Annotated in this window: 18 protein-coding genes; 7 read left to right on the top strand and 11 right to left on the bottom strand. The window is 62.9% G+C overall.

Features of this window, described 5'->3' with window-relative positions; genetic code table 11:
* Positions 1–34 precede the first annotated feature (34 nt).
* Positions 35–2,986 carry an L-glutamate gamma-semialdehyde dehydrogenase gene (locus BLV27_RS02160; protein ID WP_092641603.1) on the top strand — a complete coding sequence of 984 codons (2,952 nt, stop codon included), beginning with the start codon at positions 35–37 and terminating at the stop codon, positions 2,984–2,986.
* Positions 2,987–3,544: 558 nt separating this feature from the next.
* On the opposite strand, the gene BLV27_RS02155 is transcribed toward BLV27_RS02160, so the two are convergent.
* Positions 3,545–5,161 (bottom strand): GMC family oxidoreductase, encoded by a 1,617-nt coding sequence (locus tag BLV27_RS02155; RefSeq protein WP_092641600.1) that lies wholly within the window; start codon positions 5,159–5,161, stop codon positions 3,545–3,547.
* Positions 5,162–5,285: 124 nt separating this feature from the next.
* Between BLV27_RS02155 and BLV27_RS02150 the strand changes: the two genes are divergently transcribed.
* The 4 genes from BLV27_RS02150 (at position 5,286) to BLV27_RS02135 (ending at position 9,472) form a co-directional block, all read left to right on the top strand.
* Positions 5,286–6,515: a TRAP transporter substrate-binding protein gene (locus BLV27_RS02150; protein WP_092641597.1), complete on the top strand. Its 1,230-nt coding sequence runs from the start codon at positions 5,286–5,288 to the stop codon at positions 6,513–6,515.
* 135 nt (positions 6,516–6,650) lie between these two features.
* A complete protein-coding gene (locus BLV27_RS02145; RefSeq protein ID WP_092641594.1) occupies positions 6,651–7,337 on the top strand; it encodes a TRAP transporter small permease in 687 nt (228 codons plus the stop codon).
* Entirely contained in the window at positions 7,334–8,692 is a 1,359-nt protein-coding gene (locus BLV27_RS02140) for a TRAP transporter large permease (RefSeq protein ID WP_092641590.1), read from the top strand. The genes BLV27_RS02145 and BLV27_RS02140 overlap by 4 nt, the downstream gene beginning before the upstream one ends.
* 3 nt (positions 8,693–8,695) lie before the next feature.
* Positions 8,696–9,472: an IclR family transcriptional regulator gene (locus tag BLV27_RS02135; protein WP_092641587.1), complete on the top strand. Its 777-nt coding sequence runs from the start codon at positions 8,696–8,698 to the stop codon at positions 9,470–9,472.
* Between the two features lie 9 nt (positions 9,473–9,481).
* Here BLV27_RS02135 and BLV27_RS02130 read toward each other — a convergent pair whose 3' ends face one another.
* Genes BLV27_RS02130 through BLV27_RS02115 form a run of 4 tightly spaced genes read right to left on the bottom strand, consistent with a single transcriptional unit; the run spans position 9,482 to position 13,414 of the window.
* Positions 9,482–10,471, bottom strand: coding sequence for an ABC transporter ATP-binding protein (locus tag BLV27_RS02130; RefSeq protein WP_092641584.1), 990 nt, complete (start codon positions 10,469–10,471; stop codon positions 9,482–9,484).
* Positions 10,468–11,451, bottom strand: coding sequence for an ABC transporter ATP-binding protein (locus tag BLV27_RS02125; protein ID WP_092641581.1), 984 nt, complete (start codon positions 11,449–11,451; stop codon positions 10,468–10,470). Before BLV27_RS02125 ends, BLV27_RS02130 begins: the two co-directional genes overlap by 4 nt.
* Positions 11,451–12,440 carry an ABC transporter permease gene (locus BLV27_RS02120; protein WP_092641578.1) on the bottom strand — a complete coding sequence of 330 codons (990 nt, stop codon included), beginning with the start codon at positions 12,438–12,440 and terminating at the stop codon, positions 11,451–11,453. Before BLV27_RS02120 ends, BLV27_RS02125 begins: the two co-directional genes overlap by 1 nt.
* Positions 12,437–13,414, bottom strand: coding sequence for an ABC transporter permease (locus tag BLV27_RS02115; RefSeq protein ID WP_092641575.1), 978 nt, complete (start codon positions 13,412–13,414; stop codon positions 12,437–12,439). The genes BLV27_RS02120 and BLV27_RS02115 overlap by 4 nt, the downstream gene beginning before the upstream one ends.
* A 283-nt stretch (positions 13,415–13,697) precedes the next feature.
* Between BLV27_RS02115 and BLV27_RS02110 the strand changes: the two genes are divergently transcribed.
* Both BLV27_RS02110 and BLV27_RS02105 read left to right on the top strand, forming a co-directional pair.
* Positions 13,698–15,056 carry an MATE family efflux transporter gene (locus tag BLV27_RS02110; protein WP_092641572.1) on the top strand — a complete coding sequence of 453 codons (1,359 nt, stop codon included), beginning with the start codon at positions 13,698–13,700 and terminating at the stop codon, positions 15,054–15,056.
* On the top strand, positions 15,053–15,454 hold the full coding sequence (locus BLV27_RS02105; protein ID WP_092641569.1) for a glyoxalase superfamily protein: 402 nt from the start codon (positions 15,053–15,055) through the stop codon (positions 15,452–15,454). Before BLV27_RS02110 ends, BLV27_RS02105 begins: the two co-directional genes overlap by 4 nt.
* A gap of 37 nt (positions 15,455–15,491) precedes the next feature.
* Here the strand turns inward: BLV27_RS02105 and BLV27_RS02100 are convergent, their stop codons facing one another.
* The 6 genes from BLV27_RS02100 to BLV27_RS02075 form a co-directional block, all read right to left on the bottom strand.
* Positions 15,492–17,042 (bottom strand): ABC transporter substrate-binding protein, encoded by a 1,551-nt coding sequence (locus BLV27_RS02100; protein WP_092641566.1) that lies wholly within the window; start codon positions 17,040–17,042, stop codon positions 15,492–15,494.
* Positions 17,043–17,096: 54 nt separating this feature from the next.
* A complete protein-coding gene (locus BLV27_RS02095; RefSeq protein ID WP_092641563.1) occupies positions 17,097–18,080 on the bottom strand; it encodes an NAD(P)H-binding protein in 984 nt (327 codons plus the stop codon).
* 85 nt (positions 18,081–18,165) lie between these two features.
* Positions 18,166–18,438 carry a hypothetical protein gene (locus BLV27_RS19260; RefSeq protein ID WP_170831322.1) on the bottom strand — a complete coding sequence of 91 codons (273 nt, stop codon included), beginning with the start codon at positions 18,436–18,438 and terminating at the stop codon, positions 18,166–18,168.
* Between the two features lie 142 nt (positions 18,439–18,580).
* Positions 18,581–18,856 carry a LysR family transcriptional regulator gene (locus tag BLV27_RS20160; RefSeq protein ID WP_092641557.1) on the bottom strand — a complete coding sequence of 92 codons (276 nt, stop codon included), beginning with the start codon at positions 18,854–18,856 and terminating at the stop codon, positions 18,581–18,583.
* 549 nt (positions 18,857–19,405) lie between these two features.
* On the bottom strand, positions 19,406–20,989 hold the full coding sequence (locus BLV27_RS02080) for an ABC transporter substrate-binding protein (protein WP_092641554.1): 1,584 nt from the start codon (positions 20,987–20,989) through the stop codon (positions 19,406–19,408).
* A gap of 233 nt (positions 20,990–21,222) precedes the next feature.
* Positions 21,223–22,740, bottom strand: a complete 1,518-nt coding sequence (locus tag BLV27_RS02075) for a malonate--CoA ligase (RefSeq protein ID WP_092641552.1) — start codon at positions 22,738–22,740, stop codon at positions 21,223–21,225.
* Positions 22,741–22,744: the final 4 nt, after the last annotated feature.

Here is a 22,744-nt window from a genome sequence, read left to right as displayed (position 1 = left end):
TTATTCGGAGATATAACCTGTACAGGAGTCTTCCATGACGCTTACTGCCCCCTACGCCCCAGCCGACGAAGCCCTGATCGCCGCCCTGATGCCGCATGCGGCCGTGTCGGAACAGACGCACGCCGCCGCAGTTGACCTGATCAACACCATTCGCGGGGCCCGCACCCGGATCGGCGGGTTGGAAGATTTCCTGCGCGATTACGATCTCTCGACCCGCGAGGGACTGGCCCTGATGGCAATGGCCGAAGCGTTGCTGCGCGTCCCCGACGAGAAGACGCAAGACGCACTTATCGCGGACAAGATCGGTGCCGGTGATTGGGCCGGGCACGAGCCTTCCGACGCCTGGCTGGTCTCGGCTGCGACATGGGGTCTGGGCCTCTCCAGCCGTCTTCTGCGTCCCGGCGACACCGTGCCGGGCGTTCTGGGCGGGCTGACCCGTCGCATCGGTGCGCCTGCCGTTCGCACGGGTGTGCGCCAGGCGATGCGCTTCATGGGACACCAGTTCGTTCTGGGTGAGACCATCCAGGCCGCGCTCAAACGCGCACGCGAGCAGGAGGCCAAGGGCCACCTCTACAGCTATGACATGCTGGGCGAAGGTGCCAAAACATGGGACGACGCGCACCGCTATGCCAAGTCCTATTCTGACGCCATTGCCGCCATCGGCAAGGCCGCAGGCAAGCGCCCCCTGCCCTTCCGCCCCGGAATCTCGGTCAAGCTTTCGGCCCTTCACCCCCGGTACGAACCGCGCAACCGCGCCGCCGTTCTGACCGATCTCGTTCCGGTTCTGGTGGACCTAGCCAAGCAGGCCAAAAGCCATGATCTGAACTTCACCGTCGACGCAGAAGAGCAGGACCGCCTGGAACTTTCCCTGGAAGTGATCGAAGCGGCCTTCGCCGACGAGTCGCTGCGCGACTGGCAGGGCTTCGGCCTGGCCATTCAGGCCTATGGCAAGCGGGCGCTGGCCGTGATCGACTGGGCCGGCGAACTCGCCCGGACTCATGGTCAGACACTGATGGTTCGCCTTGTGAAAGGGGCCTACTGGGACACGGAAGTGAAGCATTCGCAGGTCGAAGGCCATGCGGATTACCCGGTCTTCACACGTAAAGAGGTGACGGATCTCAACTACCTGGCCTGCGCCAAGCGGATGCTGGCCCTTCGCCCGCAACTCTTCCCGCAGTTCGCGACGCACAACGCCCTCTCCATCGCCCAGATTCTCGAAACAGCAGAACAGACCGGGGAGGCGGCGGGCGGCTACGAGTTCCAGCGCCTCCACGGCATGGGCGAGAGCCTGTATGATGCCGTCACCCGTGAGTTCGATACGACCTGCCGGATCTACGCCCCGGTCGGCGGACACCGCGACCTGTTGGCCTACCTTGTTCGTCGCCTCCTTGAAAACGGTGCCTCAACCAGCTTTGTCGCCAAGGCCGGTGACAAGGATGTGGACGTGGAGGAGGTCCTCTTCTTCCCCGACGATCTGGAAACGTCCCCGCGCCATCCCCGCATTCCGCTGCCGGGGGCGCTGTTCGGAGGGCGATTGAACTCGAATGGCGTGGAATGGGGCAATGAAGCCGAGTTGGACGCGTTGGCGCAGGCGATGTACGACGCACCCGACGCGCCGAAGGTGAAGCCCTTCGCCGCCAAGGATGTGGACGCGGCAATGACCCGCGCGGCCAAGGCTGCCCCGGCGTGGCGCGATCTGCCCGTTGCCACCCGCGCGGCCGCCCTGCGCCGCGGTGCCGACCTTCTGGAGGAAGAGCGTCCGGCCCTGATGGCGACCCTTGCGCGCGAGGCGGGCAAGACCATCGACGACGGCATCGCCGAAATCCGCGAGGCGGTGGACTTCCTGCGGTACTATGCCGACGAGGCCGAGGGCCTGTGCCCGCCGCGCGACCTGCCCGGCCCCACCGGCGAGTTGAACCGCTGGCAGGCGCGTGGACGCGGCGTCTTCGTGACCGTGGCCCCGTGGAACTTCCCGCTGGCCATCTTCCTCGGTCAGACCGCCGCGGCCCTGTCGGTCGGCAATGCCGTCGTGGCCAAACCCGCGCCGCAGACTCCCCGCATCGCCGCGCAGGCCGTGGCCCTGCTGCACCGCGCCGGTGTGCCCGAAGACGCGCTGATCCTCGCCCCGGGCGGCGTGGAGATCGGTCGCGCACTGATGGAGCATGACGTTCTTGCCGGGGTGGCCTTCACCGGGTCCACCGCGACGGCCAAGGCCATCAACCGCGCATTGGCCGACCGGGATGGCCCCATCGTGCCGCTGATCGCAGAAACCGGCGGCGTAAATGCGATGATCGTCGACGCGACTGCCCTGCCCGAGCAGGTGACACGCGACGTCGTGGCCTCGGCCTTCCGCTCCGCCGGGCAGCGCTGCTCGGCCTGCCGGATCCTCTATATCCAGGAAGACGTCGCTGACCGGATGCTGGAGATGATCCAGGGGGCCGCCGCCACTTTGACGCTAGGCGACGGGATGGACTTGGCAACGGACGTGGGTCCGATCATCGACCAGGATGCACTGGACCGTCTCCACGCCCACATCGCCAAGCATAAGCCGCGCTGGCAGGGAAAGGCACCGGCTGGCCTGTTCCTTCCGCCTACGATCATCGAATTGGGCAAGGACGAGGTGTTGAAGGAAGAAGTCTTCGGCCCGATCCTGCACGTCAAGCGTTGGAAGGCCGGTCAGATCGACAAGGTGTTGGACGAGATCGCGTCGACCGGTTTCGGCCTGACTTTCGGCCTGCACTCGCGCATCGACGCGACCATCGCCCACGTCACCGCGCAGGCAACGGCAGGCAACGTCTACGTCAACCGCAACCAGATCGGTGCGATCGTCGGCAGCCAACCCTTCGGCGGCCACGGCAAGTCGGGCACCGGCCCCAAGGCAGGCGGACCGCTCTACTTGTCGCGCTTCGTGGAAGAGGTCGTGATCAGCACCGACACCACGGCGGCGGGGGGCAACGCGACACTGATTGCGATGGAGGCGAACTGACGACATCCGCAAGACCGGGGCCGTCGCGACGGCCCCGGAGCCGCTTCGGAAGTGGGCATTACGACACGCTGTGAAGCATCAAAGCCAGCCCTGAAAACAAGGCTTAGCCCCTTCGCCAGCGATGGTCAGTAGCAGGGGTTGGCAGCATAGTCGTCGGCGTAATGCATATGATCCTGCAGCCCGTACCGGCCATTCATTCCGATATACTCGACCCCACTGGATTTGATGATGAAAGATCGCCCCGTCTTCGCGGATGTCCTCGCGGAAACGCCGGGCCTTCTGCTCAAGGCGGCTGGCTCTGTTCGATCTGGACGTCTGTTGCAAGCCCTACCCCAAAGGCGACGCTCGTCTCGCAAGCTGAATTGAGCGGGCATGGCCCTGACGGACCGCACATGTTCATCAGCGAGGCCAAGGGCCGGGGTAAGGGCGAAGCCATGTCGTGAACTGCAATACCCCTGCACTTTTCCGCTCGAATGATGCCGCCGCGCCTGGCGTGATCGCCCGGCAAATCAATCGAACCGCAGGCAAGGCGGCCGCTTTCGCGTCCAGGACTGACCGCTAGACCGTCGCCTTCGCATCCTCCAACACCATGTCCGAAGCCTTCTCCCCGATCATGATGGCAGGTGCGTTGGTGTTGCCGGACACGATCTCAGGCATGATTGAGCAATCCGCGACCCGCAGACCCGTCACGCCGTGCACGCGCAGACGCTCGTCCACGACGGCAGCAGGGCCCTGCCCCATCTTGCAGGTGCCGGTCGGGTGATAGATCGAGACCGAATTCGACCGCGCCCAATCCAGCGTGCCCTCGTAATCGTCTATCGAAAGGTCCGACGTCGGACGAAATTCCTCCGATATCTTGTCATTGAGGGGAGCGTGCTTGCCGATACGACGGGCAATGTTGACCCCTTCCACCAAGGTACGGCAGTCGATTTCCTCCGACAGGTAGTTCGGGATTATCTTGGGATAAACGCTCGGTTCACGCGACGCGAGGCGAATTTCCCCTCGACTTTCGGGGCGCAACTGGCAGACCGACATCGTGAAGGCCGAGAACGGATGCACACCTTCGCCCGGAGAGTCCGCCGACCAGGGCTGCACATGAAACTGGATGTCCGGCGTCTCGACGTGATCGCCCGTTCGGAAAAACCCGGTCGCCAGCGACGCGGCCATCGTCATCGGCCCCGACCGGAACATCGCGTATTTCAGCGCGATCTTGGCCTGGTTGAACAGGCTGCGCACCTCGTCGTTCAGGGTCGGCTCATTACACTTGAACACAAGCCGCGCCTGCAGGTGATCCTGAAGGTTCTTGCCGACGCCCGGCAGATCGACCTTCACTTCGATCCCGTGTTCCTGCAACTGCGCCGCTTCCCCGATGCCCGATAGCATGAGCAACTGCGGCGAGTTGATCGACCCGCCCGAGACGATGACCTCGCGGTTGGCCTTCACGATCCGCTCCGCCCCCGACTTGTCGCGGTACACCACACCGTTGCAACGTTTGCCCTCAAGGATCAGGCGGGTTGCGGGGGCGTTTGTGATGATTGTCAGGTTGTCGCGCGACCGGGCAGGGTTCAGGAATGCCACGGCCGAGGAACAGCGCCTTCCATTCTTTGTCGTCAGCTGAAAATAGGACGCGCCTTCCTGGCTGGCCCCGTTGTAATCCGGGTTGAACGGGTATCCCGCCGCCTGCGCCGCGGCGACCCAGGCGTCGCAGATCGGGCGCTGCAGGCGCATGTTCGACACCCACAGATCACCATCGGATCCGTGAAATTCATCCGCCCCGCGTTCCTGACGCTCGGAGCGTTTGAACAGTGGCAGCACATCGTCCCAGCCCCAGCCGGTGTTTCCCATCTGCCGCCAGCGGTCGTAATCCTCCGCCTGCCCCCGCACATAGAGCAGACCGTTGAGCGACGACGATCCGCCAAGCACCTTTCCACGCGGCCAGTCGATCGCCCGTCCGTTGAGTCCGGGGTCAGGCTCGGTGCGATAGCACCAGTCAACCGACGGGTTGTGCATCGTCTTGAAGTAACCGACCGGCACGTGGATCCACGGGTTCCAGTCCCGACTGCCCGCCTCCAGCAAGATCACCTTGTTGCCGGGGTCCGCTGACAGGCGATTCGCGAGCACGCAGCCCGCCGATCCTCCACCCACGACGACATAATCTGCCGTATGTTCTGCCATATCAGGTCCTCCCAGCCCGTTTTCTTAGCTGATCCCGAAAGAAAAGCTTGTCAGGTGCAGCTTAGAGTGCTGATTATTGAGACTGCAAGTATCATATTTGCAGCCTTAAGGGAGGAATACGGAAATGAAAGCATCGAACGCGCTCCGCGGGATTTCCCGTCGCGACCTGTTTAAACTGTCGGGGCAGTACGGCCTGTCCTCCGTCGTGCTCGGGGCATCGGCCCTGACCGGTGCCGTCACCATCGGCGATGTCGCCCGTGCGGCCGAGTCGACCTATGACAAACGCTTTGCCAAGGAGGCAAAGCACACATTCAAGCTGGGAGCCGCCGGCTTCAACGCCCGCAACCTGTTGATCGAACGCGCCGGCGTGCTGGAGTTCGCCCGCGACCTGGAGAGCCGGACGGATGGGGAGATCCGCGTCGAGTTCATCGGGGACAACCAGATCTGCGGTCAGACTTCCTGCGTTGAGAAGACCCAGTCGGGCATCGTCGACATGTATGCCGCCTCGACCCAGAATTCCGCCGGCGGTGCGCCGTACCTGAACGTGCTGGACTATGCCTACCAGTTCCGCACGCGCGCCGATATCTACCACTTCCTCTATTCGCCCGAATCGGTCGCCCTGTTGCGCGACCCCTACGAGCAGCGTCACGGCCTGAAATTTCTCTTCTCGCACGCCGAACTGCGTGGCCTTCAGATGGGCTCGACCTTCGCCGACAAGCCGACCGTTAGCACGATCGAAGAACTGTTCGGCACCAAGAACCGCGTGACGGGTACGCAGCTGGGTCGCATCGCGATGGAGCTGCTGAACCTGAACCCGGTGCCCGTCGCTTGGGAGGAGACACTCGACGGCCTCAAGCAGGGTCTGATCGACGGCGCAGAGACATGGGCGAGCGCGGTGGCCTACGCCAACATGTCACCGGTCGTCTCGCAGTCGGTCGATCTGCGCTTCTTCTGCGGCACGGAGCACACTGCCATGTCGGTCAGCGTGTTCGACGGTCTGTCGGGCGAGTTGCAGGATGCGGTGATGGAATCGTCGTACCTGGCGCAGGTCCACGTGCAGGCGGCCAACGAAGCTGCCCTGGTCAACACGGTGGGGGCGTCGAACCCGCAGAAACCGGACACGATCTTCGCAGAAAACGGCGTGCGCGTTGCCGATCTTTCGGTCGAAGAGATCAAGAAGGCCGAGGAGATGTGCTCGCCCGAGTTCCAGCCCGCGGAGTGGGAGCAGTGGCGCGAGCGGCTCAACAACTGGTCGGGTGGCCTCGATACCTACCAGGACATCTATAACGTTGCCCGTCAGAACACGCACACTCTGGCCGAGAACGTGGAGCCGCGCCGGTGGTGGAAAGCCTGATCCCTCGGGGTTCGTGACATGCATTCGGGCGCGGTTTTCGCGCCCGGACGCACGACAAGGGACAGGCAGGCACAACGGGCCTGACGTCTCTACCAGCGACCGGGAGGGTCGCTCTTAATTTGGGAGGGCACGTCGATGGGATGGTTCGACGGCATGGGCGCGATCTTCGGGGGTATCTCTGATTGGATCTTCAACAATGACGCGTTTGGTATGGCCGACGCTTTGCGCCAACACAGCGGATCGGTCTGGGTCCTGGGACTTCTCGTGACTGTACTGGGCGGATTGGCCGTCATGGCCCTCTACCGCAGAGTCCCGTTCTTCGAGAATTACCTGGAACAGACGGTCATGGTCGCCAGCTACCTGATGATCGGTGGCATCATTTTCGCCGGTGTGGTCCAACGCTTCTACCTGTCTGGACAACCTCCCTGGTCGACGACTCTCCCCCCTTTCCTCTTCCTGATCATGACGTGGGTCGGGTGCAGCTATAACGTCAAGCTGCGCACCCACCTGGCCTTCGCCGAATTCCGCACCATGATGCCGCCGGCAGGTCAAATCGCCTGCCTTGTCCTCGACGCAGTCCTCTGGCTCGGATTTGCCTGGGTCGTCATCGTCACCACAGCGTGGAAAACGGTCGAAGCGGCAGCCAACTTCCGGTTCATGGCCGGAACGGACAGCGTGATGCAGTGGTGGTTCCTCGGAACCGTGCCGCTTGCTTTCGTGCTCCTGTCAGGGCGGGTGTTCGAGAACCTGTTCAACGACCTGCGCAACTTCCGCGAGGGCAACACCCTCATCGAGCAAGCCGTGATCGGGGGTGACGCATGACCGACGGAACCATCATCACGCTGATTTCGGTCGGCGTCACAATCTTCTTTATGCTGGGCGTGCCGGTGTTCCTCGTGATCGGCTACTGGGTAATCGGGATGTCATTCCTGCTTTCCCTTCCGCTGCTCAACGTCGGGGCGGCGCTCACCAACGTGTTCACCGATGGCTTTGCGCTTCTGGCGATGCCGCTGTTCATCCTGACGGGTGACCTCATCAACCGGTCCGGTATTGCCCGGCGCCTGTCCGATTATGCCTATTCCTGCCTTGGCTGGCTGCGCGGCGGTCTGGCGATGGCGGCTCTGGGGGCTTGCGGGCTTTTTGCTGCCATCTCAGGCTCCAACTCGGCCACGACGGCAACCATCGGTTCGATGCTTCACCCCGAAATGGTCAAGGGCGGCTATGACGAGCGTTTCTCGGCGGCCACGGCCGCTGCGGGCGGCACCGTCGGTATCATCATTCCCCCGTCGATCATCTTCATCGTCTATGGCTTCCTACTGAACCTGCCGATCAGCGATCTTTTCGTTGCCGGGATCATCCCCGGGTCGCTTATGGTTTTGGCTATGATGTCGGCGGCGTTCCTGCTGTCGTGGAAGAATAAGTGGGGCGTTCTGATCGGCCTGTCGCCGTCGCGGATCACCAAGACCTTCATCGGTGCCTGGCTCGGTTTCTTCGCCATCGGCCTCGTGCTTTGGGGCATCTACACCGGCAAATTCTCTCCGACGGAAGCGGCGGGCGTGACGGTGGGCTTCTGTATCATCGTCGGGTTCATCTGCCTGCCGCTCTACAGGCTGTTCAATCTCGACGAGGATAAGACAGTCGAGGAGAAGAACGTCTGGGAGTTCTTCCTGGTCAAGGGATTTTCCCCGATTGAGTTGCCGTCGATCACCATGCGCTCCGCACAGATCACCGGCATCCTGGCCCCACTTATCGCCGTGTCGGTGGTGATGCAGCAGATTCTGTCAGTTCTGGGTGCACAGGAAGTCATCGGCAACTTCGTGACGGGCATGGGCGGCTACTACGCCGTTCTGTTCACCGCGATGGCGATCGTGTTCATCTGCGGCATGGTGCTGGAATCCCTGCCGGTCACGATCATCCTGGCACCCATCCTGGCACCCATCGCGCACGAAGTCGGGGTGGAGCCGGTGCAGTTCGCCGTCATCTTCCTAGTAGGCGCGTCCATCGGATTCATCACCCCGCCTTACGGTCTGAATCTCTATGTCGCATCGGGCGTTACAGGCGTTCCCTATTTCCGGCTGCTGCCCTATACGGTGCCATATCTTGTGGCCCTGCTGACGACGTGGATCATCGTCGCGCTGGTGCCGGAACTTTCGACGGCGCTTTTGCCGGACAGGTAAGCGATGGACGGTCTACGCGGTGAGCCAATCCCGACGAACCTCCGCCTCCTCCTCGTTCTGGAGGAGGTGGCCAAGGCGGGTGAACCCATAACGCCGACGACCGTAAACGAGACGCTGGGCCTGCCCAAGCCGACCATCCACCGGCTTTTCCAGACGTTGATCGACGAGGGCTTTCTAGAACGCGATCTCGGCGGTCGGGCCTATCTGCCCGGCCGCCGTTTGCGCGGGCTGGCTGGCGGCGTGCTATCGACATCACGCATCCGCTCGGCACGGCAAGCCATCCTGAGCCGGCTGTCCAACAAGATCGGCGAGACCTGCAACATCGCCATGCCTGACGGTGACAGCATGGTCTACCTAGAGCGGGTGGAGACGGAATGGCCCCTGCGCATCCAACTGCCCGCAGGGTCCCGCGTGCCGTTCTACTGCACTGCGTCTGGCAAGATGTATCTGTCGACCCTGGATCATCGAGAGCTTCAAGCATACCTTGATGCGACCCGGTTGGAGCCCCGCGCGCCCGGTACATATACCCAGCGCAAAGACCTCGAAGCCGCCATCCATCGCGCGCGTGCCCGCGGTTATGCGACCGACCGGGGCGAATTCATGCGGGATATGATCGCCCTTGCTGTCCCCGTGAACGACCAGAACGGTCGCCTACTGGCAACGCTGTCATTTCACGCCCCCACGCTTCGGATCGACCTGGAGCACGCGCTTTCATTCCTGCCGCATCTTCAGGAGGCCGCCCGAGAGCTCGCCGCGCTGGTCAAGGGAGTCAACGGCTGACTTGTCCGGTCAGGCCACGCTCTTCAATTCGATCTGCCCCGCGTGGTGGCATGCGACCCGGCCCGCGCCGAAGGATTTCAACTGCGGTCGCTCTGACTTGCAGATATCGCTCGCCAATGGGCAACGCGGGTGGAAGGCACAACCACTGGGCGGGTCGGTTGGATCGGGGATTTCGCCCTCGGGTGGCTCCACTTCGCGCCCGAAGGCATCCAGACGTGGGGCCGCGTCGATCAGCATCGCCGTGTAGGGATGACCGGGATGAGTATAGAGGTCATCCGGCGCGGCCTCCTCTACCAGACGACCCAGATACAGCACCCCGATGGTATCGGCCATGTGCCGCACAACCGTCAGGTCGTGGCTGATGAACAAGTAGGTCAGCCCGTGTTCGTCCTTCAGATCAGACATCAGGTTGAGAACCTGCGCCTGCACCGACACGTCCAAAGCGCTTGTCGGCTCATCGCAAACGATCAGCTTCGGCTCGCTGGCAAGCGCCCGCGCCACGCACAACCGTTGCCGCTGGCCACCGGAAAACTGGTGCGGATACTTGCTCGCATCCTCCGCAGCTAAGCCGACTTGTTCCAGCAGACGCTCGGCCAGGCCGTCGGTGTTTCCTCCCCGTGCCGCCACCGGCTCGGTAATGATATCGCGCACCCGCCACCGGGGGTTCAGCGAGGCGAAGGGGTCCTGGAAGATCATCTGGATATCGGTCCGGATCCGGTCGATGACCGCCGGGTCCTTTTCCGTCACCAGGTCGACGCCGTCGATCTCGACGTGACCTTCGGAAGGGCGCAGCAGGCCAACCACCATCTTGCCGATGGTCGACTTGCCCGACCCGGATTCACCCACCAGCGCATAGGTTGTCCGCTCGGGAATGTCGAAGCTCACGTCCGATACGGCGGTCAGCATCCGCTTGGGCAGACGTTCGATCACCCGGTTCAGCCAAGGCTTCGATACGTCGAAAACCCGCGTCAGATGCTTGATGGAGACGATATTCTTCATGCCACGTCCTCCGCCTTTTCGATGGGGAACCAGCAGGCGGCGCGGTCGTCCGCGATGCCGACCTTCGGCCCCGGATCGACGCGGCATTTGTCCTGCACCTTGGGGCAGCGCGGGTGGAACGCGCAGCCAGTCGGAAGTTTTCCCAGGCGCGGCATCGCGCCGGGAATCTGCCGAAGGCGCGCCTTGCCCGCCGAGGCCGCCGGTGTCGAAGCCATCAAGCCGTCGGTATAGGGATGTCGCGGTTGGCCCACGATCTGGCTGACCGGCCCGATCTCGGCCAGTCGGCCTGCATACATGACCGCGACGCGGTCCGCGGTCTCCGCGATGACGCCCATGTCGTGTGTCACCAGCATGGCCGCCATTCCCCGTTCACGACACAGCCGCTTCAACAGCGCAGTGATCTGCGCCTGAACGCTCACGTCCAGCGCCGTCGTCGGCTCGTCCGCGATCAGCAGCGTCGGCTCGGCACACAGCGCCAGAGCGATCACCACCCGCTGTCGCATGCCCCCGGAGAACTCGTGAGGATAGGCCCCCATACGGTTCTTGGCCGACGGAATGCCCACCTCGTCAAGGCCCCGGACAGCGCGCGCATCGGCCTCGGATTTGGTCACGTCCAGATGCCGCAGAATCGTCTCCGACAGCTGATCCCCGATGGTCAGCAGCGGATTGAGCGAGGTCAGCGGGTCCTGAAAAACCATCCCGATCCGCTTGCCGCGAATTCGGCGCATCTGCGCGGGGGATACGTTGTCAATCCGCTCCCCTTCCAGCAGCACTTCGCCCCCGGAAATATGAGCCGGCGGGTCCAGCAGGCCAATCACCGCATTGCCGGTCATCGACTTGCCCGCACCGGATTCGCCCACCACGCCCAGGATTTCACCCGCATCGATGGACCACGACACATCATCCACGGGCCGCAGGGTGCCATGACGCGTCGGGATGTCGACAGTCAGGTTCCGGAGTTCAAGAACGGGAGTCGTCATCAACGCAACCTCGGGTTCAAAGCATCGCGCAGCCAGTCACCCAGCAGGTTCACCGACAGTGCCAGCGCAAGCAGGGTGCAGGCCGGGAAGAACAGGATCCACCATTCGCCGGAGAACAGGAAATCCTGACCGATGCGGATCAGCGTCCCAAGCGACGGTTGCGTCGGCGGAGCCCCCACGCCGAGGAACGACAGCGTCGCCTCCGCGATGATGGCCAGCGCCAGCGAGATTGTCGCGATGACCAGCACGGGCGAGAGCACGTTGGGCAGGATATGCTTGAGCATAATCGCCACCGGCTTACGCCCGATCAGGCGTGCGGCCTGCACATATTCCTTGTTCTTCTCGACGAGCGTGGCCCCCCGCACGACGCGGGCGAATTGCACCCAGTCCGACAGCCCGATGGCCACGATCAGGACCCAGATCGCCATCTGGTCGCGGTATTCGATCGGGATCACCCCGCGCGCCACTCCAAATATCAGCAGCGCCACGAGAATCGACGGGAACGTCAGCTGTACGTCGGCGACCCGCATGATGATGGTCTCGGTCCAGCCGCCCAGATACCCCGCCAAAAGCCCCAGCGTGATGCCCAGGATCATGGCAAAGGCCACGGCCATCGCGCCCACGAAGAGCGAGATGCGAAGCCCGTAAAGGATCGTCGAGTAGACGTCGCGCCCCTGATCGTCCGTGCCCAGAAAGAATGTCTCCCCGGTGAAGGCATTGGGCACGCCGGGGGCCGAGAAGCCGTTCATCAGGTTCAGCGAGGAGGGATCAAACGGGTTTGTCGTCGCAACCAGCGGCGCGAAGACCGCCATCAGCACCATAAGCACCGTCACGAGGGCCGCCAGCATCGCGACGGGCGACCGGCGGAAGGAGTAGGTGATGTCTGCCTCCCAGATTGTCTTCCAGCGGGACGGCGCGACCGCCTCTGCGTCGGACAGACGTTCGGTGGGTTTCGGGCCCTGTCGGGCGGCGTCGGTCAGATCGCTCATGTATGTCTCCCGTCGATGCGCAGGCGGGGGTCGACCCAGACATAGAGGATATCGACCAGGAGGTTGATCATCACGAACATCACCGAGATCAGCATGAGGTAAGCGGCCATCACCGGAATGTCGACGAATTGCACCGCGTTGATGAACAGCAGGCCCACGCCGGGCCACTGGAACACCGTTTCGGTAATGATCGCGAAGGCGATGATCGCGCCCAGTTGCAGGCCCGTCACCGTGATGACCGGAACCATCGTGTTCTTGAGGGCGTGCCGGAAGTTGACCGACTTGGCCGCCAGACCGCGGGCGCGTGCAAAGCGGATGTAATCCTGCCGCAGCACCTCCAGCATCTCTGATCGTACCAGCCGCATGATCAACGTCATCTGGAACAGGCCCAGCGTAATCGACGGCAGGATCAGGGATTTCAATCCACTTGTGGTCAGAAAGCCTGTCGTCCACCAGCCGAGGTCGACAACATCACCCCGCCCAAAGGTCGGCAACCATCGCAACTGCACCCCGAACAGGTAGATCAGCAGGATGCCGATCAGGAAGGTCGGCAAACTCACCCCGATCAGGGACAGTGACATGATCGCGTTCGCCGCCCACCCGTCCCGCCGGATCGCGGTGAATACACCCAGCCCGATCCCGACCGTCAGAGCCAGGAACCCGGATACGAAGGCCAGTTCCAGCGTGGCCGGGGCGCGTTCGACGATAATCTCGGAAACGGGGCGCGACTGCCGGTAGCTGATACCGAAATCGCCCGTCACCGCGCGGCCAAGGAACTTGGCATATTGCACCGGGAAAGGGTCGTTCAGGCCCAGCGCCTCGCGCAGGCGTTCGACGTCTTGAACGGTGCGTTCCTGCCCCAAAAGGTTCTCGATCGGATCCCCGACGAAGCGAAACATGGAAAACGCAACCAGTCCCACGGCCAGAAGGACGATGATGGACTGAAAGATGCGGCGGATGATGTAAGCGAGCATCCCTCGGTGTCCCGCCTTGGCGGGTCGGGGTCAAGAGAGAGATCGCCTGATAAACGGGCCTGTGCACAGAATGCCGCGACATTCATCGGCCTGCGGACGCACAGTTGACGAAATGAACCGATTGGTTTAGCCCGCCGCCCATGGCACCGGGCGCCCGCCTTCCGCAGACCGCAAGATCCAGGGTGAAGTCCCATCGGATGATACTTGCGACTCCCTCTTCAGTCGCCGGATGGCAATGCGGACCCCATCGAAACTGCGCGACGTAAATCGAAGGAGTTGGCCCATGTCTGCCGACCGAAATCCCTATTTGCACGGGCCGTTGCCCGGTCTCTATCTGCGCACGGCGCTGCCCATCATCTTCGTTATGGGAATGAACGGGCTGCTCGCCGTGGCCGATGCGCTGTTCCTCGGGCGTTATGTCGGGCCCGAGGCGCTGGCCGCCGTGACGCTTATGTTCCCGGCCTACATGCTGATCGTGGCACTGGCGACGCTGGTATCCTCGGGAATGAATTCCCTGCTGGCGCGACGGCTGGGGGCCGGAGACCAGGACGGCGCGCGGGCGGTGTTTGCCGGTGCCCATGGACTGGCGGCGGTCTGCGGCATCGCGCTGATTGCGCTTTTTATGCTGGGCGGACACAGTGTAGCGCTCGTTGTCGCAGGTGGCGAGGCGGTGCTTGCCGACCTCGGCATGATCTACCTGCGGATCACGGTGCTCTCCTCACCGTTGATATTCGTGCTCGCCGTCAATTCCGACGCGCTGCGCTCGGAAGGGCGGGTCGGGTTCATGGCTACGATGAGCCTATTGGTCTCACTGGCCAACATCGCGTTCAACTGGGTGCTGATCGCTTGGCTCGACCTCGGTGTGGCCGGCTCGGCACTGGGAACATCGGCGGCGCAGCTTCTGGGCCTGGGCATCATTCTGACCCTCCGCTATCGCACCACGATCCTGCGACCCGCGTTCGGAACAGACAATTGGCCCCGGATCCTGGCCCTCGGCGCACCGCAAAGCCTGACCTTCGTAGGCATCGCCCTGGGATCCGGAGCAAACGTCTTGGCGCTGCAATGGGTCGGGGCACCGGGGTATGGCGACACCATCAGTGCCTTCGGAATCGTCACGCGCGTGCTGACCTTTACCTATTTGCCGATGCTGGGGCTGAGCCATGCGATGCAGTCGATCGTCGGCAATAATTACGGTGCGGGGTCTTGGTCCCGATCGGATACCAGCCTTCGCATCGCGCTCTACGCAGCACTGATCTACGGTGCCGCGATGCAGGCGGGCATGACGCTGTTTGCCGGTCCGATCGGAGCCGTTTTCGTCGGGGACCCGGTCGTGGTGGCCGAGGTCGCGCGCATCCTGCCGATGATCGTCGCGCTTCTCGTGCTGGCCGGGCCCTTGATGATGCTGTCCGCCTATTTCCAGGCCATCGGCGATGCAACGCGGGCGGCGTTACTGTCGCTGACGAAGCCCTATCTTTTCGCACTCCCGCTGACGTTCCTTCTGGCGGCGCATTTGGGCGAGCCGGGCATCTGGCTTGCGGGACCAGCGTCAGAGTTACTTCTTGCCTGTCTGGCATTCGCAGTATTGGCACATACGGCGCGGCGGGGGTTCGGTTGGGGCCTGTTCGCAGCGGGCCGAACATGACCCGCGGCGAGGCCAAGGCACGCGCCCGGGCCATGCGGGACATCGCGGCGAAGATGGGTGAACGTCTGTCCCAAGGTGCGGCGCTGGACCGGGTGGCCCGCGACGCGGGGCATCGTGACTGGAACGCGATGTCGGCGACGCTGACAGATGGATGGACGGTGCCTGATCGCGTCACCGGGCGCTACCTGGGACAGCCGTTCACCGCAAAGGTGTTGGAAGCACGAACGGTTCGCCCCGGGTGGACCCGACTGTGTCTGGTTCTGGATAAACCCGTGGACGCCGTACAGTTCGAAAGCTTTTCATCCTTGCGTCACCGCGTCACCGGGACGGTCGGACCGAAGGGTACAAGCGCCGAGAAGACGTCCGATGGGACACCGCATCTTCTCATCGACCTCTGAAGTCCGGGGGCGCGGTCCCGCGCCCCCGGGTTTTCGATCATGCAGGCATTTCGATCCAGCGCAGGATCAGGAAGTTGTCAGGCCGCTGAACGACTTCCGTTCCCGCCTTCACACCCCAGACCAGAGGCTGGATATAGAGCGGCACATAGGCCACCTCATCCGACGTGATCTGCACCAGTTCATCAATCATCGCCTGACGCTTGGCCTCGTCGATCTCGCCCTGAATCATCGGCAACAACGCGTCGACACGTGCGTTCGAATATCCACCGAAGTTCCAGGATCCCAGCTTCTTCTCGTCATTGGGAGTCGCCAGGAGGAACCGGATCGGATGCTCCGCGTCGAAGGTGCCCGGCGACCATCCCAGCAGGTACATGTCGTGGTCGTCGGCCCGCAGGGTGGGCCAGTAGTTGGCAACCGGCATCGTCTCGAACAGCGGTTCAAGCCCGACTTGGGCGAGCATCGTGTTGATCGCAGTGCAGACCGCCTCGTCGTTCAGGTACCGATCGTTCGGGCACTTCAGCGAGAACCGGAACCCGTCGGGGTAGCCGGCCTCGGCTAGCAGCGCCTTGGCCGCTTCGGGGTCATAGGCTTTCGGCTCGACTGCATCGGAATAGCCGCGCAGGCCTGGTCCGATAAGCTGCGTCGCCTGTTCGGCCGATCCGCGCATCACGGTTTGAAGGATCGCCGGGATGTTGATGGCCTTGGCCACCGCCTGACGGACCTTGGGGTCGGCGAACGGATTGCCTTCGCCGCCGGCGATCAGGCTGTCGGCATCATGCGGGAACCCCAGCATGATGACGCGCGCCTCGATCCCGCGGATCACGTCGACACCCTCGGCCTGTTCCACGCGGTCGGCGTCCTGCAACGGTACCGGCTCGATCAGGTCCAATTCGCCGGACAGAAGCGCGGCCACGGCGGTCGCGGAGTTCTGGACCGGGGTGTAGGTCACCGAGGTCACGTTTCCGCGATCATCGTCCCACCAGCCGTCAAAAGCCGTCAGAACGGTCTTCAGGCCCGGCTGGCGCTCTGTGACCATGTAGGGTCCGGTGCCGTTGGTATTCAGCGTGGCGAAGTTGCCCTGCTCGATATTCGGGCGGGTCGCGTCGTTCGCTTCGGCCCAGCCGCTGTCCATCATCATCCAGTTTGCAATGCTGTCCGGGAAGATCGGATTCGGCGCGGCAGTGTAGAAATCGACTGTCGTCTCATCTACGATCTCGACCTTCTCGACACCCGCGAACCAGCTTGACGTGTCGGACTCCGCCGAGGACGCGCGCTCATAACTGAACAGGACGTCTTCGGCGCTAAAGTCCTCGCCTCCATGGAATTTCACGCCTTCGCGCAGGGTGAAACGCCAACCTTCGCCCGCGCCAATCGGCTCCCAACCGGTGGCCAGCGCGGGCTCCAGAGACATGTCCCGGCCGCGACGGACCAGCCCTTCGTAGACGTTGTTCAACAGGCTGAAGACGGGGGCGGAGTTGCCGGCGTTCGGGTCCAGCGTGTTGGGGTCGGACGTCGTCGCGTAGCGCAGCTCTTTCGCGGCGGCCGGCAGCGCCGCCATCAGAATAGCAGCAGTCAGTAATGGTCTCATCGGTTTCTCCCCGGAGTGGTTGCGTCGGGCAGAATGACGCAGGCACCCACGGGGTCAAGGGGCGTGGCTACTCCCGCCGGTTCCGGCCTTGGCTGGCTTGAAAACTTGCTGACTGCCCGCATCGTGGGCGACCTCGCCCGAAATCAGGGCCGCGTAATGCTCGCGCAGCGTGTCTGCACCATATTCCGGCGTTGCCTGTGCATCGTATTCGCCAGTCTTTTGGTCCAGCAGCAGCATAGATTCGCGCGAATAATACCGCCCGATTCGCGCCAGTTCCGCCTTGGCCCCCAGCGACGGCAAGATCTTCGCCGCAAGTGTCAGGGCCCCGACGATCCGATCCATGAACCAGGGCGGAACCCGCCTGATCGGGACGGGCCGCCTCAGAAGATCCGCCAAAAGCAGGGCCTGATCCGCAGGCGTGATCGCGGGCCCCGGCCCACCGACAGGCAATACGGTGTTCCGCGCCGCCGGATCGAACAGAGCATCGCCGACGAAAGCCGCCAAATCTCGATCGCTGATCGGTTTGCAAGCGGTCGCCGCTCCATCCCCGAACACCAGGAAGGGCTTGCCCGCCTGCACGCGCGCCACCTGTCCCGAAAGGGATTTGAAGAATGCCGTCGGCCGCACGATTGTCCAATCCAACCCGCTGGCCCTCAACTCCCCCTCGAACGCCAACTTGGCATGTTGAAACGCCAGTTCCGGCTTCTGTAGGCAAATCGCCGATACAAGCACGAACCGCCCCGCTCCCGATGCCTTTGCCGCAGACAGAAGCGCGCCGTTTGCGCGGTGATCCACGGCCCAGGCATCTTCCGCCACGCCGCTGCGCGAGGCGATGCAGGATACGACAGCGTCGAAGTTCAGCCCGGGCACCGTCCCCGGCTCACCCGCGTGCACCGTGACGCCCGCGGGCAGGTCGGCAGTCTGGCTGCCCGGTCGGACAAGGCAGGTCACATCGTGCCCCCCGCGCGCAAGGTCATGCGCCACGGCGCGCCCGATGGTGCCAGTCACCCCGGCCAGAAGGATACGCTGGTTTGTCATGCCCAACGATCGCCCCCCGCCGCCGCCGGCGCAAACAAAAAACAGCCCCGCGCCGGGGCCAAGCCACCAGGAAGCCCATCAATGCCTAAGGCGCAGACATCTCACGTGGGCCCATTGGTGAAAGGCCGTATGCCAGATGATCGAACACCGGCCAGATGCGACTGCCCGTTCGCAGTTCGCTGTTTGCAACCAGCCAGGTTGGGATACGGAACGGCTCTATTTCGCTCAGAACAGGCACGAACTCGGGGAATTTAGTCGTAATCCGATCGGGCATGATCATCATGCCCAGCCCGCTGCGCGCCAACCCCCAAGCCACGACTTGGGACGACGACCTCAGACGAAGATTGAACTTGGTCAAGTTCAGCCCGACGGGGAGCAAGTATCCCAAGATCCGGTCGACCCCAACGAAGTTGATAATCTGATGTTGAGACAATCTATCCGCCTTCAGCCGACCACGGACATCAAGGTAAGCCCGGCAGGCGTAGAACCGCATTACTTCGTCACGCACACGCCTCGTCAGACAGCTTGGTTGGTCGGGGGGGGAGTGCATGGCCTTCGATCGATTGGCACCGACCCAAAGCGGCGAGCGAAGCCATATTCGCGCCGCTCACCATGGATCGGATATATTCAAGCCATTCGATTCCCGGTTGCGTCTGAGGGACAGACAGTCCGGTGCGCTCGAACAGGGAGACATTCAAATCATACTCAAGCGCGGCAACCTGTCGGCTCACCGTCGGCCAGGTCTGGCCGAGCGCGCGTGCGCCACCGAAAGCGATCCCTCAACGTCACCGCCGTTATCCGATCCAATGCCAAGTGACCGATGTTCCGGCACGATCGGCTGAATATCTTCGTCCAGGCGGATCAAAAACCGGGCTGCGAAAGGTGGTCGTCACATCCAGCGCACTTCTGTCCCCACTCCGACGATTCATCGACAGGGTTCTGGCAGTCATCGTTCGCAACTGATCTTGATGTAACTGTCGCGCGTTGCGGCTTTCTGACTGAAGCCCCGGAGACGAAGTGTCGCGCACTGGAAACGCATTGCCCGAAAATGGATCATGCAGTCCCCGGCAAGCTCTGGCGCATTTTCCTGTGACCGCAGTGGTTGGGCCAGAGCCAGGCAACCGCATCTATGGCGTTTCCGGCCCTGCCGACCCGAGAACGTAGGTCGGGATCGCCGATGGCCTACGGGCAAATGGAAAACGCTCTCGCAGGTATCTGCGAGAGCGTAGTCATCTGTTCAACCTGATCGGGAGCGGTCTTGCACCGGCAGGTGTCAGATTCATCAAGGGACGCATGTGGCACCCCTTGACCGTTTTCCACACCGATCAGTTGGCCTCGAAGTGCTTGAACTTCGGGTCATCCTCCGGCGACACCTCGGTGCCGACGGCGTCGGTCATACCCCAGTTCAGGACCTGGTGGTGGAGCGGCAGGTAAAGCTGCTGGTCCTGCACGACTTCCCAGATCTCGGCGATGGTCGCGTTGCGCGCGTCCAGGTCGGTCTCGGAGGCCAGGCTCTTGATCTTGGCGTCCACGTCCGCATCCGAGAACCCGGTCGGGTTCCACGAACCGCGCTCTCCGTCCTTGGTGTGCACCAGGAAGTTGAAGATGTATTCGCTGTCATAGGTCGGAACGCCCCAACCCAGCATGTAAAGATCGGTCGTAGCGTTCTGGATCAGCGGGAAGTGCAGCGCCTTTGACTGCGCGTTCAGGTTGATGGTGATGCCGATCTGGCCCAGCATCCCCGCGACCGCCTGACAGATCGCCTCGTCGTTGACGTAGCGATCGTTCGGGCAATCCATCTGCACCGTGAACCCGTCGGCATACCCGGCTTCCGCCAGCAGCGCCTTGGCGGCCTCGATGTCGGCGTCCTGCACCGCGTCCAGTTCAGCGGTCCAGCCGTTGACGAAGGGCGGTGCGATCATGCCTGCGGGCTGCGACTGGCCGCGCATCACGACCTGGCGAATGGCATCGCGGTTGATCGCCATGTTCATCGCGCGGCGCACATTGACGTCTGCAAACGGGTTCGCCCCGTCCACGTTGTCGCGCTCCAGATCGTCGGCACCCATGTTCATGCCCAGGAAGATCACGCGGTTCTGCGGCGCGCTCTTGACGACCAGGCCCTCGGTCTCGGCAACGCGGCCCAGGTCCTGCACCGGCACGTCCTGGATGAAGTCGACCTCACCCGACAGAAGGGCCGCAACCCGCGTCGCGGCGTTCTGGATCGGCGTATACTCGATCCGGCCATAGCCCAGCGGGAACTCTCCTACGCCCCAGTAGTCGGGGTTCGCTTCCAGGACGGTCTTCACGTCCGGCTCTCGGCTGACGACGGAATAGGGGCCGGTTCCGTTAGCATTGGTCGCGGCGAAGGTCGTCTCGCCGTCGGCCATGTTCTGCACGTCCACGACGTCGTTGGCCTCGGCCCAGCCGCTGTCCATCATGAACAGGTTCGTGAAGTTCGACGGCAGGATCGGGTTCGGTCCGTCGGTGACGAACTCCACGGTGTAATCGTCGACTGCACGGATTTCGTTGATCGAGGTGAGCAACTCCTTCATCGCGGAGTTTTCCGACTTCGCACGGGTGAAGCTGAACACGACGTCCTCGGCGGTGAATGCCGCGCCGTCGGAGAAGGTCACGCCTTCCCGCAACTTGAACGTCCAGACGTTCGGATCGGTTTCGGACGGGGCCCATTCGGTGGCCAGCGCCGCCTCGAACGCGCCGGTCTGATCGCGGATGATCAGCGGCTCATAGATCTGGTGGGCTAGGGTGTGCGTCGGGCCCTCGTTCTGGGCATGGGGGTCCAGCGTCAGGCTATCGCCCGCGCGCGCCCAGCGCAGTGTTTCGCTGTGTCCGTCGGCGAATGCGCCGGTCGCCAGCGTGGCGATGGTCAGAATTGCAGTGGTGCGAAGCATCGAGTCTCTCCTGTGGGTGGTGCCCTCTGTCGGGGCTGACGCGCGCGAAGGGACCACCGTTTAATGGCAGAGGCAAGAGGAACGGTAAATCTTACCTTCGCTTTCGGCCCCCGTGTCGATTGATAATTGCCATTGCAAGACTGGGTTTTCTCTATCCAGAAGTGTCAGCCAGCATTCACCGCCCCGCTTTCTCGGCACGCCGACGCGGGGCAAGGAACGTGCGGGAATACGACTTACTGCGCCGCGAACGCTGTCTCGTATTCTTTGCGCAGCACATTCTTCTGAACCTTTCCCATGGTGTTGCGCGGCAAGTCCGTCACCACGATCAGCTTTCGCGGCTGCTTGAAGCGTGCCAGCGACGTCGAAAGGACACCCGCGATCGCGTCCATGTCCGGGTTCGCGTCTTTCTCGGGGACAATCAGGCCAAGAACAGTTTCGCCGAAATCGGCATGTGGGACACCAATCACTGCGCTTTCCTGAACACCCGGTTGATCGTCGATCACCATCTCGATCTCCTTTGGATAGATATTGTACCCGCCCGAGATGATCAGGTCCTTATCGCGCCCGACGATGGACACGTAGCCGTCGCGATCGATCTGACCCAAATCGCCGGTGATGAAGAAGCCGTCGTCCCGCAACTCGGCCGCCGTCTTCTCGGGCATCTGCCAATACCCCTTGAACACGTTCGGCCCGCGCACTTCGATCTGGCCGATCTTGCCGTCTGGCAGGGTATCGCCCGTGGCGGGGTCGGTTATCTTGAGCTCGACACCCGGAAGGGGGAACCCGACCGTCCCGGCGCGGCGCTCCCCGTCATAGGGGTTCGAGGTGTTCATGTTGGTTTCCGTCATCCCGTAGCGTTCAAGGATGCGGTGGCCCGTTCGGTCCTCGAAGGCGACATGCGTATCGGCCAGCAGCGGCGCGCTCCCCGAGATGAACAGCCGCATATGCCGGGTCAGGTCGTCAGTGAAGCGCGGATCTTCCATAAGGCGCGTGTAGAACGTCGGAACACCCATCATCGTGGTCGCTCGCGGCATGTTCTCGATCATCGCATCCAGATCAAACTTCGGCAGGAAGATCATCGATCCCCCGGACACCAGCGTGACGTTGATCGCCACGAACAGACCGTGCGTGTGAAAGATCGGAAGCGCATGCAGCAGCACGTCATCCGCGGTGAACCGCCAGTGCTTGGCCAAGGTCTGCGCGTTCGACAGCAGGTTGTCCTGCGTCAGCATCGCCCCTTTGGACCGCCCAGTGGTCCCGGATGTATACAAGAAGGCCGCCAGATCGTCCCCCGTCCGGTCCACCGTCCTGAAACTGTCGGGTTGTCCCTCGGCCAGCCGGGCAAGGCTGCCGCCGCCCGCCTCGTCCAACGTCTCCAACCTTGCGCCAGCAGCCTTGGCTACGGGCATCAGATCATCGCGCCGCTTATCTTGGCAGACGAAAAGCGCTGCACCTGAATTCTCGATGAAATAGCTGATCTCATCGGGCGTGTAGCCGGTGTTGAGTGGCAGAAACACCAGCCCTGCCTGCACGCAGGCCGCATAGAGTGCCACTGCATCGGGCGACTTGTCGATCTGAGCAGCCAGCCGGTCGCCGGGCTTCAGCCCCAATTGCGTCAAGGTGTTTGCGGTCCGGGCACTTCGCGCCAAGAACTCCGCGTGCGTGATCGTCGTACCGTCCAGCAGATGCAGGAACGGGGTCGTTGCCCCCGCATGGCGACCGAACAATGTATCATAGAGAGGATTTGCCATCTAA

It is taken from the genome of Jannaschia faecimaris (genome assembly GCF_900107415.1).
Lineage (GTDB): Bacteria > Pseudomonadota > Alphaproteobacteria > Rhodobacterales > Rhodobacteraceae > Jannaschia > Jannaschia faecimaris.
Note: the sequence above shows the minus strand (reverse complement) of the source record. Positions and strands in the feature narration are given on the sequence as shown.

What these genes read in the sequence shown, in the direction of transcription:
- BLV27_RS02160 (WP_092641603.1), top strand. Translation starts at nt 35, where the DNA reads ATGACGCTTACTGCCCCCTACGCCCCAGCCGACGAAGCCCTGATCGCC.
- BLV27_RS02155 (WP_092641600.1), bottom strand. Translation starts at nt 5,161, where the DNA reads ATGGCAGAACATACGGCAGATTATGTCGTCGTGGGTGGAGGATCGGCG.
- BLV27_RS02150 (WP_092641597.1), top strand. Translation starts at nt 5,286, where the DNA reads ATGAAAGCATCGAACGCGCTCCGCGGGATTTCCCGTCGCGACCTGTTT.
- BLV27_RS02145 (WP_092641594.1), top strand. Translation starts at nt 6,651, where the DNA reads ATGGGATGGTTCGACGGCATGGGCGCGATCTTCGGGGGTATCTCTGAT.
- BLV27_RS02140 (WP_092641590.1), top strand. Translation starts at nt 7,334, where the DNA reads ATGACCGACGGAACCATCATCACGCTGATTTCGGTCGGCGTCACAATC.
- BLV27_RS02135 (WP_092641587.1), top strand. Translation starts at nt 8,696, where the DNA reads ATGGACGGTCTACGCGGTGAGCCAATCCCGACGAACCTCCGCCTCCTC.
- BLV27_RS02130 (WP_092641584.1), bottom strand. Translation starts at nt 10,471, where the DNA reads ATGAAGAATATCGTCTCCATCAAGCATCTGACGCGGGTTTTCGACGTA.
- BLV27_RS02125 (WP_092641581.1), bottom strand. Translation starts at nt 11,451, where the DNA reads ATGACGACTCCCGTTCTTGAACTCCGGAACCTGACTGTCGACATCCCG.
- BLV27_RS02120 (WP_092641578.1), bottom strand. Translation starts at nt 12,440, where the DNA reads ATGAGCGATCTGACCGACGCCGCCCGACAGGGCCCGAAACCCACCGAA.
- BLV27_RS02115 (WP_092641575.1), bottom strand. Translation starts at nt 13,414, where the DNA reads ATGCTCGCTTACATCATCCGCCGCATCTTTCAGTCCATCATCGTCCTT.
- BLV27_RS02110 (WP_092641572.1), top strand. Translation starts at nt 13,698, where the DNA reads ATGTCTGCCGACCGAAATCCCTATTTGCACGGGCCGTTGCCCGGTCTC.
- BLV27_RS02105 (WP_092641569.1), top strand. Translation starts at nt 15,053, where the DNA reads ATGACCCGCGGCGAGGCCAAGGCACGCGCCCGGGCCATGCGGGACATC.
- BLV27_RS02100 (WP_092641566.1), bottom strand. Translation starts at nt 17,042, where the DNA reads ATGAGACCATTACTGACTGCTGCTATTCTGATGGCGGCGCTGCCGGCC.
- BLV27_RS02095 (WP_092641563.1), bottom strand. Translation starts at nt 18,080, where the DNA reads ATGACAAACCAGCGTATCCTTCTGGCCGGGGTGACTGGCACCATCGGG.
- BLV27_RS02080 (WP_092641554.1), bottom strand. Translation starts at nt 20,989, where the DNA reads ATGCTTCGCACCACTGCAATTCTGACCATCGCCACGCTGGCGACCGGC.
- BLV27_RS02075 (WP_092641552.1), bottom strand. Translation starts at nt 22,740, where the DNA reads ATGGCAAATCCTCTCTATGATACATTGTTCGGTCGCCATGCGGGGGCA.